We start from the raw sequence: 10,771 nt of genomic DNA on the forward strand, positions 1-10,771 counted from the left end.
CGATCGATCACTTTCTGATTGCTGTTAGTCTTTGCGTTCGGGAGGTGGTATTGGCCCGCTGTGACCGTTGCGACCCTGGTCCAGCTTGGCGTTGGCGAGGCCGAGGATCGATCCGGCATAGGCTCCGGGAGAACCGATCGCCTTTTCCTTGGCCGCAGCGCCTGCGGCGTTCCCAGCAGACCACATGCCTGCGCCAAGACCTCGAAGCATCGCACCTGAAACGGATGCCCCTGCGGCACGTGAGCTTTGAGCGGCCGCGAATCCCGCGCTGGCAGCACCAGCCGCAAGAAAACCCGCACCTGTGGCAAAGGATGCGGCCTGACTACCGTGTTTGATCGCCTCCATCCCACCCGAGACGGACGCACCCTGCACGACGCCCTGGATGATGTTCGGAACGTAGATCGCGATGATGAAGACGACGACGGCAATGCCGGCGATCGCGAGCGCGGTCTGGAACTGGTCGCCAATATCAGGTTCGTTCGCCAGTCCGATCAGCACCTCGGACCCGATACGCGAGATCATGACAAGCGCCATGAGCTTCATTCCGACCGAAAAGGCATAGATCAGATATCGGAGTGCGAAGTCCTTAGTATAGGACGAACCACCTAGACCGAGCATGATCATGCCAGCAAGCAGGCCGATATACATCTCGACCATCACGGAAACGAAAATCGCCGCAACGAGTGAGAACGAGATAACGACAACGACCATGGCAAAAGCGGCCGAGATCGCCAGAGCATTGTCCTCGAAAAGACCGAACTGTATCTTTTCCGACATCTTCGTAGCGACAGCAAGGCCGGCATTGAAGACGTCCGCTGGGGAAGCCGTGCCGCCTCCGGCGCCGATCTGAAACAGGCTGTCGACCACCGCCTTCGCGAAGGTCGGCCCTTGTGCCAAAACGAAGGCGAAAAAACCGACGAACATTATTCGCCTGACAAGCTCGGCAAACCAGCTGTCGAGCGACGCGGCTTGCAGCGCGAGCCAGACGGCCGCGATGCCAATCTCGATCGTCGCGAGGATCCAGAATAGGGATTTCGCGGCGTCCATGACAGTGGTTTCCCACCCCTTTGCGGCCGTGGTAATCTGGCTCTGTAATGAGGTCAGCACTGAACCTTCTTGGGCGAGCGCTGGCTGAGCTGCCAGCATGCAGAAGGTGGCAAGGAGCATCGCGGTCCAGAGCCGCCAAAACGATATCGCTATCATTTGCTCACCATTCGACCTTCATCTTTTCGCCGCCGGAGGTGGGAGGTGCGGTCCCACTGAAGAATTTTTCGCGCCGCGCCTGGGCAAGATCCTTGTCGGTTTGCTCGGTCTGAAGCCAGGTTCCCATCATTGTCATCTGTTGGGAGACAAGGCCGCGAAGCTTCTGCATCTGCGCGACCTGTTGCGCAGCGATCTCGTGACCCACCTGCAGGGCCTTCATCTGCCCGTCGGCGGTCTCGGACATCGACCGCAACGAGGACATCGTGCCTTCCTCGCTATCGTATTGCTCGGCCGTCAGGCTCGCCGCCTTCAGCGTGCTGGCGATCGTGTCCCGGTTGGTGTCCGACCAGGACTGATAGGTAGTCGAAAACGAAGCATTGTCTGGCAGGTTGGTCTTGAGGCCTGAGTAGCTCTGAAAACGCTGCTGCAGCACATCATCAGCATTGCCCATTGAAAACGAAATGCTCCGCCCCTGTTCGACGATGCTGCGCAATTGATTGAGGTCGCCTTCGACCTGCCCCAGAGATGCGACGGCAGAGTAGCGGTGTTCTGAAGCAGGTTTTGATAGATGTTGAGTTGCGTCTCGATCTGTTGTGCGAGCTGGTTGACCTGGGTGAGCTGGTTCTGAATTTGCTCGCCGGACTTTCCGACCAACGCAACCAACTCGCCATTATTGAGGACTTGCGTCCACTCGGTCGCGGCACCCGTGGCGGTTCCGGCTTCCGCGGGAATGACGGCGCCGACCGCCAATGCGAGCGCCGCCAAACCAGCGAGCAATCTATTCGAAGTTGAGTAGCGACGCGGCATCGTGAACTCCTCTCATTTGAAGCCAGTGAATCGGCCAGTCCCGGCCATGTTCGGAACTGAGCGTGCGGATGCGCTTGAGGTCGTGCTTGCCAGAGGCACCGATGAAACTGAGTGCTACAGGCCCGGGCGCCATGTCGAACAGCCGCCGGCCTTCAGGGGTGACGACGTAATATTCGCGCTTGGGGATCGCGTTCGAGACGATCTCGATCTGCCGCTGATTGAAGCCGATCCGTTCATAGAATTCCCGCGTCCCAGGCTCCCGAGCTGCGCCATTTGGTAGACAAATCTTCGTCGGACAGGATTCCTTGAGCACATCGATGATTCCGGACCGCTCGGCATCCGAAATGGATTGCGTGGCGAGCACGACGGCGCAGTTTGCCTTGCGAAGCACTTTCAGCCATTCTCGGATCTTGCTGCGGAACACCGGATGACCCAACATCAACCACGCCTCATCTAGCACGATCAGGCTCGGCGAGCCGTCGAGACGTTTCTCGATCCGCCGGAACAGATAGGTGAGCACCGGGACGAGATTGCGCTCGCCCATATTCATGAGCTGCTCGATCTCGAACGTCTGGAAGGCGCCGAGCGAGAGACCATCCTCCTCGGCATCGAGAAGCTGGCCCATAGGTCCGTCGACCGTGTACTGATAAAGCGCGTCCTTGATCTCGCGCATCTGCACGCCGCTGACGAAGTCTGAGAGCGATCGGCCGCGCGCGCTCGCCATCAAGCTGATTTGGCGCGAGATGGCGTTGCGATGATCGGGAGTGATGGTGACGCTCTGCAGGGCGACTAGCATCTCGATCCATTCGACGGCCCATGCACGATCAGCATCGCCAGAGAGATCCGCCAGTGGGCAAAAGGCCAGTGCGCGCCCCTCTTCTTGAACGTCGCCACCAATCTCATAGTGATCGCCGCCGGTGGCGAGCGTAAGAGGCAGAAGAGAGTTTCCCTTGTCGAAGGCAAAGATCTGGGCTTGGTCATAGCGGCGGAACTGCGCGGCGATGAGTGCCAGAAGCGTCGACTTCCCCGAACCGGTCGGTCCGAAGATCAGCGTGTGACCGACGTCGTCGACATGGAGGTTGAGCCGGAACGGCGTCGACCCGCTCGCCACCTGCATCAGGGGCGGCGAGTTCGGCGGGTAGAATGGGCACGGCGCCACCGGGTTGCCCGACCATACGGAATTGAGAGGGACCAAGTCCGCAAGATTGCTGGTATTGATCAACGGTTCCCGAATGTTGCAGTACCAGTTGCCCGGTAGGCTCCCGAGATAGGCGTCGGTGGCGTTGAGGGTTTCGATCCGAGCTCCGAACCCTTCCGCCTGGATCAGCCGGCGGATTGCCTCTGCCTTTTCCTGCAGTGCCTCCCGATCGCGATCAAACAGGACGATAACGGGGGTGTAGTAGCCGTAGGCAACGAGCTGCGAGGAGGCTTGTGCGATGGCATCTTCAGTCTCGGCCACCATGGTCATGGCGTCCTGATCGACCGAACCTCTCTGTGTCTGGAACAACTGATCGAAGAACGGCCGCACTTTTTGCTGCCACTTCTTGCGGGTGCGTTCGAGCTTCTGCCGCGCCTCTTCCGCGTCGAGAAAAATGAACCGGGACGACCAGCGATAGGTGAGCGGCATCAGGTCGAGGCTGTTGAGGATCCCCGGGCAGCTCTCTGCCGGCAGCCCATCGATCGCTATGACGCCGAGGAAGCGGCTTTCAACCTTCGGCGTCAACCCGTGCTCCAGCTCAGCCGTGGCTATCCAGTCAAGATACATCGGAGCCTCCGGCAGCCGGATCGGATGGTTCTCGCCGGTGATGCAGAAGCGAACGAATTGCAGCAGTTCGTCATAACGCGCGACACGCTCTCCTCCCCTCTCGACAGTCTCCCGCGTTCCCATGCGACGGATCGAAAGCGTGTTGGCAAGATACTGCTCGATCTCGCGGACAGCGTTCTTGAAGATGAACAGCACCGTGTCCGCATAGGTCTTCTTGCGGCTCTCCTCGTCCGAATAGATGTATTTGCTGAGCGCCGTCTTTTTGGATTCGAGCGGGCGGTAGGTGAGAACGAGCGCGTGCTTGCTCTCGAAATGTCCGTGTTCGCGCGCGAAATGCGCCCGCCGCTCCACATCGATTGCGCGCGTGACGGCATCAGGGAAGTGGCAACGTTCATCCGACGGATAGTCGAATGTCGGAATGCGAACGGCTTCGACCTGGATCATCCAGCCGGACCCGAGCCGCGATAGGACGGTATTGATCTGCCGCGACAGTTCGTTGCGCTCGAAGTCCGTCGCACTTTCGCAGTCCGGCCCGGCAAAATACCAGCCGGCCATCAGGCTTCCGTCTTTCAACAGAAGAACACCATTGTCGATGAGGCCGGCATAGGGGACGAGATCCGCAAAGGACGGGCCGGTGGTCCTGAAGTGTTTGAGAGCGACCATGCCTTCCCCTCAATACCGGCGCCACGGCGAGGAGGTCGCCTTGTAGTAATGCTGATAGGAGATATGGCGAGCATAGACCTGCCGCATCAGCGGGTCCGCCTTTGCCATTATTCGCAAAAGACCGACGACGACGATCCAGACGGCAACGCCGAAGACGACGGAATAGACCGTCAGCACCACGAAAATGAGGATGACCGCGGCAAGCCCCGTGAGCAGGACCAGTTCCCGGTCCGCGCCCATCAGAAGGTTGGGGCGCGACAGCGCGCGGTGGATGCGGTTGCGCTGCAGACCGGAGGCGGACTCAGCCATTGGTCCCTCCTGCTTCTTTCATGCCGTTCGAGGCGATCTGCACGCTCGTCAGCCCGATTGAAGCTCCAGTCGCACCGAACAGACCTACAATGGTCGTGGCACCGAGCAGAACGCCGGCGACGAGAACGACGTACACAAGTCGCCGCGCGAAGTCGTTCAACTCCCCACCAAATATGAGCATGCCGCCGGCTATGGCGACAGCCGCAAGTGCGATGTATCCTGCGACGGGTCCGGTGATCGACTGCTCAATCTGCTGCAGTGGTCCTTCCCAGGGCAGTCCGCCACCGCCGGAACTGGCGACTGCTGGATCAAGCGAAGCGAGAACGATGGTTGTGGCAGCGAGTGCGACCCTGACGACCGACGCCTTACGCGACATGACGGGCCTCCTCTTCTTCATCAAGTTGGTCTGAACCAATCTCGTATTGGCCCCCCGTGTATCGCTCGATTTGGATGACGTCTCGAACCCGCCGTCCGCGCGGTGTCCGTTCAATGGAAACGATGAGGTCGACCGCCTCACCGATAACCTCGTGCATCGGCTGCTGGCTTGCTTCCGCGGTCAGTTGTTCAAGGCGGCGGAGCGCCGACATGGCGGTGTTCGAGTGAATTGTCGCCACGCCTCCAGGATGACCGGTGTTCCATGCCTTGAGCAGAGTCAGTGCGGCGCCGTCGCGGACTTCGCCGACCACAATCCTGTCGGGGCGCAGTCGCATCGTGCTCTTCAAGAGCCGAGCCATATCAACGGTATCGCTAGTATGCAGAAGAACGGCGTTCTCGGCGGAACAGTGAAGTTCCGTTGTGTCCTCGAGGATAACGAGGCGATCCTCCGGGGCGAATTTGACAATCTCATCGATCAATGCGTTCGCAAGCGTGGTCTTACCAGAACCGGCGCCCCCGGAAACGATGATGTTTAGCCTTTTGGAAATCGCGCTACGGATCATCGAGGCTTGAAATCTCGTCAGCGCGCCTGAGCGCACATACTCTTCGAGCGGAATTAGGCGCGGCGCACGACGGCGAATCGTAAAGGCTGGCTTGGCGACTGCGGGAGGTAAAAGGCCTTCGAAACGGTGGCCACCTATCGGGAGTTCACCGGAGATGATGGGTTGCTTCGTGTCCACCTGGGATTGAAGCAAATGCGCCACAGTTCCGATCACCGTTTCCGCCGCGGGGGGCGACATTTCGCCGGCCGCCGCAACGCCGTGAGTGAGGCGTTCAATAAAGAGCTTTCCGTCAGGATTGAGCATTATTTCGATCACATCTACGTCTTCCAGAGCAGAGCAGAGCTCATGGCCGAGCGCGTCTTGAAGTTTGCGGACAAGCCGGGGGTAAGAGCGGAGCTGGTTCACGGATCTCTCCTTTTCCGCTGCCTGTCTGAGGAAGTGAATTCAGAACGGTAATTGGATGGGCGAAGCCTAAGGAATGTCTCGGCGCTCACCGGCAACGTGCCTGCGACGGCAACTGTCTTGCCAATCTTCTTGGGCTCGCCCAAGCGCAACAGCTGCCATCCAACGCGTGCAAGGATCCGCTCGAATCGAAGATCGGTCACCGTGACGAGCTCCGTGTACCCATTTGCCATGCACCATTCGATGATGCCCGCGAACATGGTCAAAGTGGCCTCATGGAGCGAGCCCCCTCCCCGAAGATCGACCAGGGTCGTGTCCACGCAAAAGCGGGAGCTCTCGATCATACATGGATGGGCGTTTAGTTGTCCGTGCGCCAGCAACGAGGAAAAGACATGCGTCACCATCGTCGGACCCATGGCTGGCAGGAGCCTGGCGCATCCTGCCACACGAGCACTGTCCGAGACGGCGATGATGTAAGTCGGCTGGAGAGCGTCAAAGGCGTCGGCTTCCCGTCCGTCAAGAACACCAACCTCCCAACCCAATCGATTTGAAAACACCTGAGCACGAAGTCGATGATGTGCTTCGAGAAGCTGCTGTTCGGAAAGCTCCTGCCTTGTCGATATCGCAACAACCTGCATGCTGATCTCCGTCGTTGAATCTCTGCACGGAGATCAGCACGGATTAGAATCGCTGGGCAGTTGTAGGATTCTACAAGGTATTTCGATGAGTCGCGCGGTTTTGCACAAAGAACAATCGGTCTGATTGCGAATGTTATCCCATTCGATTGTAGGATTAACGGGGGAACAAACAAGCACCGGACCTGTTGCCCGGAGACAGTAAGCATTTGGATTCACGTGCGAAACACTGATTTCGGCCCAAGTCACAGGCCAACGGTGTCCCACGCATTAACCGTTTATTAGCCCTATTTTCCTTGCCGGCCCGCGAGAATCGGACATAATAACGGTTCAGCGGCATTATCGGGCCGAAAACCGTTATCTGAAAGATTTCTGACAATGAACGCTAATTCGATGGCTTCGCTTAAGATGCCGATGCACTTTGAAGATCAAATCCTCGAACAGGGCGATTTGATTTCCAAAAAGCTGCATCTCCTTAGCGTACAACGATTTCCGCCAAACGCGAAAAAGACGTTACGAAGCTTCTCGCTGGCAGAGGTTGCGACCTATGTCGGCGTCTCGCAAAGCACGCTAAAAAAGCTGCATCTCGAGGGAAAGGGCCCCTCCCCTCAAACATCGTCCTCGGGTCGCCGCTCTTATACCGCCGAACAGATGCTGGAACTTCGTCAATATCTCGATACGCACGGTCGGTCCGACAACCGCATGTATGTTCCCCATCGGCGCGGTGGTGAAAAGCTGCAAGTTCTTGCCGTAGTCAACTTCAAGGGGGGCTCGGGGAAAACCACGACCGCTGCTCATTTGGCGCAATACCTCGCCTTGAGGGGGCATCGCGTCCTCGCCGTAGACCTGGACCCTCAAGCATCCCTTTCGTCTCTGCACGGTTTCCAACCGGAGCTCGATCAGGTCGCCTCGATCTATGACGCGATTCGCTATGACGGTGAGAAGAAATCACTCCGGGATATCATCCAAACCACTAACTTCCCTGGCTTGGACATTGTTCCTGCAAACCTGGATTTGCAGGAGTACGAGTATGACACGCCGCTCGCGATGTCTGATAAGTCTTCCAATCAAGGCAAGACATTTTTCACTCGCATATCGCGCGCTTTGGCCGAGGTCGACGACCGGTATGATGTCGTCGTCATCGACTGCCCACCGCAGCTCGGATATCTTACGTTGACTGCACTGACCGCTGCAACAAGTGTTCTGATAACGATCCATCCGCAGATGCTCGATGTGATGTCGATGGGCCAGTTTCTTTTGATGCTTGGTGGAATTCTTAAGCCGATTCGCGCGGCTGGTGCGGAAGTGAACCTCTCCTGGTACAGATATTTGATTACGCGCTACGAGCCGACCGACGTTCCGCAAGCCCAGATGGTCGGCTTTATGTCCACGATGTTCCACGAGTTCATACTGAAGAACCAAATGGTGAAGTCGACGGCGGTTTCGGATGCGGGGATTACCAAGCAAACTTTATATGAGGTTGATCGCGCCTCGATGAATAGAGGCACTTATGATCGCGCAATGGAATCCTTGGACGCAGTGAATGCCGAGATTGCCAGCCTCGTTCACGAGTCATGGGGGCGCCGATTTGTCGGCTGACAAAAACGCAGGTTTTATGCAAAAAAACAAACGGCTAACGGCTGTTCGGAGCAAATGAGATGGCACGGAAAAATCTGCTCGAGGGACTTGCTGACCTGCCTGAAGATGGCGGCATGACATCCGCATACCCAATGCGGGGCGCGGGCAAGTCGCTCGTGCGTTCGCTGGACGACTTGGCAAAACAAGCTGATAAATTCCTCGAAGGCGAGGCAATCGTCGAACTCGATCCAGCACAAATTGAAGGCTCTTTTGTAAAGGACCGAATTTCAGACGACGACGGGGAGTATCGAGATCTGCTAGAAGCGATCCGAGTGCGTGGTCAGGACACCCCTATTCTCGTGCGGCCTCATGCGAAGGTCGATGGCCTCTATCAGGTCGTGTTCGGCCACAGACGAGTAAGAGCAGCAAGAGAACTCGGCAGAAAGGTCCGGGCTGTCGTCAAGGCAATTGACGATCGTGCGCATGTCATTGCCCAAGGGCAAGAAAATTCCGCGCGTGCGAATCTCTCTTTTATCGAACGGGCATTGTTCGCCAAGCGCCTCGATGATCTTGGTTATGGCCGAGAGGTGGCTTCCTTAGCATTGTCGGCGAATGCAGCCTCGATCTCGAAGATGATGACGGTCGCGGAGCGTATCTCAGCTGACGTCATAGAAAAAATTGGTGCAGCTCCTGGTGTGGGCCGAGAGCGTTGGGTCGAGCTTTCGCTTTTGGTCGGGAAATTCGCCAACGTCGGCAAGGTGTCCGAAGTTTTAAGCACGGATGGCTTTGACGCTTTAACGTCCGATGAGCGCTTTTCCTCTCTGTACAAGGCCCTCAACAGATCAGCTCGGCCTGTGAAGAAGGCGGAGACTTCGACTCACAAGGCGAAGTGGCAACCCCATGACAAGGCCGTGCAGGCTGAAATCAAGAATACGGGCAAAGCTTTTTCGCTCTCAATGAAAGCGAAGAATGCTGGCCGTTTCGGAGAATATCTTTCCCGCAATTTGGATGCGCTCTATGAGCAATTCCTAGAGGAGGGAAGCAAAGGAGACTGAAGCCGCAAAAGAAAAAGGCCCCCAAACGACCAAGTCGTGGAAGCCCTTCTCGTATTCCCTAAGCAAGATCGAGAGTCGCATTTCCACGAATCGCTGTCAAGAGTCGTAGCCGTCGATTTGGCGGGCGGATTTCTTTTGCCTCAATGAAGGTGACAGAAAATGCAGACTGGGAATGTGACGACGCCTTTTGGGCGGCGGCCGATGAGTCTTGCCTTGATAAAAAAGCAGATGGAATCGGCCGAAATCAAACCGGGTAAATCCGTCGACAAGTGGCAGATCTATCGCGACATCTGTGATGCAAGATCGCTGCTCGGTCTTCGGGACCGAGCGCTTTCCGTGCTGAACGCGCTTCTTTCATTCTACCCAGAGACATGCCTGTCCGAGGGAAACAATCTCGTGGTTTTCCCGTCGAACGCACAGCTCGCGACCCGGGCAAATGGGATTGCCGGGACGACCCTTCGCGAAAATTTGGCGTTGCTGGTGAATGCGGGGATGATCCGTAGAAGAGATAGCCCGAACGGCAAGAGGTACGCCCGAAAAGATCGCGGCGGCGGCGTAAAAGAAGCCTTTGGGTTCAGTCTAGCACCGCTCCTGGCCCGATCAGAAGAACTGGCTCGTTTGGCCCAGCAAGCCGCGGCGGAGCGCAAACAATTGAAGATCATGAAAGAAAAGATCTCTCTTTGCCGGCGTGATATTCGTAAAATCCTCGGCGCGGCCATCGAAGAGCATGCCTCTGGCGATTGGGGCAAGATCGAAGCCCATTTTGTGGGCTTGATTTCCCAAGTCCAGAAAGCGCGGACCTTGCAAGCCTTGAATAACATCTTCGGAGAAATGTCGATGCTTCTGGAGGGACTCCTCAACACTCTGGAAAATCAGCTAATTTCCAAAAAATCCGACACCAATGATGACGAATACCGTCACCACATACAGAATTCAGAAACCGACTCTAACATTGAATCTGAACCTCGCTCGAAAAAAGAGCAGGGTGAAAAATCGAGCCCAACCATTTCACAGCGGAACGACCGGATAAAAGCTTTCCCGCTAGGACTGGTGTTGAGGGCGTGCCCGGATGTCGCGATGTATGCACCATCCGGGATCATCGGAAATTGGCGCGATTTGATGTCTGCGGTTGTCACCGTTCGATCGATGCTCGGTGTCAGCCCGTCGGCTTACCAGGATGCCTGCCATGTCATGGGCTCCGAAATGGCGGCCGCGGCGATGGCTTGCATCCTCCAGCGCGGGGGGCGTATCAACTCGGCTGGCGGGTATTTGCGTGATCTCACGCGACGGGCCGAAAAGGGTGACTTCTCGCTGGGGCCGATGCTGATGGCACTGATGCGCGCCAACGCGCCTCTGGGCAACAGGCAGGTAAGAGGAGAGCGTGGTGACGTTGCAGGATCCGAATATGCCGCCTGA

General features: G+C 57.1%; 9 protein-coding genes and 1 pseudogene. 3 read left to right on the forward strand and 7 right to left on the reverse strand.

What is annotated here, in order from left to right; genetic code table 11:
• Positions 1-24 precede the first annotated feature (24 nt).
• From trbL to traI, 7 genes and pseudogenes are all read right to left on the reverse strand, one after another.
• Positions 25-1,203, reverse strand: coding sequence for a P-type conjugative transfer protein TrbL (gene trbL / locus CCGE525_RS36815; RefSeq protein ID WP_120709158.1), 1,179 nt, complete (start codon positions 1,201-1,203; stop codon positions 25-27).
• Between the two features lie 4 nt (positions 1,204-1,207).
• Positions 1,208-2,010, reverse strand: a pseudogene (gene trbJ, locus CCGE525_RS36820) (P-type conjugative transfer protein TrbJ).
• Positions 1,982-4,438 carry a conjugal transfer protein TrbE gene (locus tag CCGE525_RS36825; RefSeq protein ID WP_120709159.1) on the reverse strand — a complete coding sequence of 819 codons (2,457 nt, stop codon included), beginning with the start codon at positions 4,436-4,438 and terminating at the stop codon, positions 1,982-1,984. Before CCGE525_RS36825 ends, trbJ begins: the two are co-directional and overlap by 29 nt.
• Before the next feature lie 9 nt (positions 4,439-4,447).
• Positions 4,448-4,747 carry a conjugal transfer protein TrbD gene (locus CCGE525_RS36830; RefSeq protein WP_120709160.1) on the reverse strand — a complete coding sequence of 100 codons (300 nt, stop codon included), beginning with the start codon at positions 4,745-4,747 and terminating at the stop codon, positions 4,448-4,450.
• Positions 4,740-5,123, reverse strand: coding sequence for a TrbC/VirB2 family protein (locus tag CCGE525_RS36835; protein ID WP_120709161.1), 384 nt, complete (start codon positions 5,121-5,123; stop codon positions 4,740-4,742). The genes CCGE525_RS36830 and CCGE525_RS36835 overlap by 8 nt, the downstream gene beginning before the upstream one ends.
• The gene (gene trbB, locus CCGE525_RS36840) at positions 5,113-6,090 is read right to left on the reverse strand and encodes a P-type conjugative transfer ATPase TrbB (RefSeq protein ID WP_120709162.1); all 978 of its coding nucleotides are present in this window, start codon (positions 6,088-6,090) and stop codon (positions 5,113-5,115) included. The genes CCGE525_RS36835 and trbB overlap by 11 nt, the downstream gene beginning before the upstream one ends.
• Complete coding sequence (gene traI / locus CCGE525_RS36845) at positions 6,087-6,725, reverse strand: acyl-homoserine-lactone synthase (protein WP_120709163.1); 639 nt, start codon at positions 6,723-6,725, stop codon at positions 6,087-6,089. Before traI ends, trbB begins: the two co-directional genes overlap by 4 nt.
• Positions 6,726-7,100: 375 nt before the next feature.
• Here traI and repA point away from each other — a divergent pair, with 375 nt between their 5' ends.
• The 3 genes from repA to repC all read left to right on the forward strand — a co-directional run bounded on the left by repA (position 7,101) and on the right by repC (position 10,771).
• Positions 7,101-8,321, forward strand: a complete 1,221-nt coding sequence (gene repA / locus CCGE525_RS36850; protein ID WP_120709164.1) for a plasmid partitioning protein RepA — start codon at positions 7,101-7,103, stop codon at positions 8,319-8,321.
• A 59-nt stretch (positions 8,322-8,380) separates the two neighbouring features.
• On the forward strand, positions 8,381-9,355 hold the full coding sequence (gene repB, locus CCGE525_RS36855) for a plasmid partitioning protein RepB (protein ID WP_120709165.1): 975 nt from the start codon (positions 8,381-8,383) through the stop codon (positions 9,353-9,355).
• 159 nt (positions 9,356-9,514) lie between these two features.
• The gene (gene repC, locus CCGE525_RS36860; protein ID WP_120709166.1) at positions 9,515-10,771 is read left to right on the forward strand and encodes a plasmid replication protein RepC; all 1,257 of its coding nucleotides are present in this window, start codon (positions 9,515-9,517) and stop codon (positions 10,769-10,771) included.

Source organism: Rhizobium jaguaris (genome assembly GCF_003627755.1).
Lineage (GTDB): Bacteria > Pseudomonadota > Alphaproteobacteria > Rhizobiales > Rhizobiaceae > Rhizobium > Rhizobium jaguaris.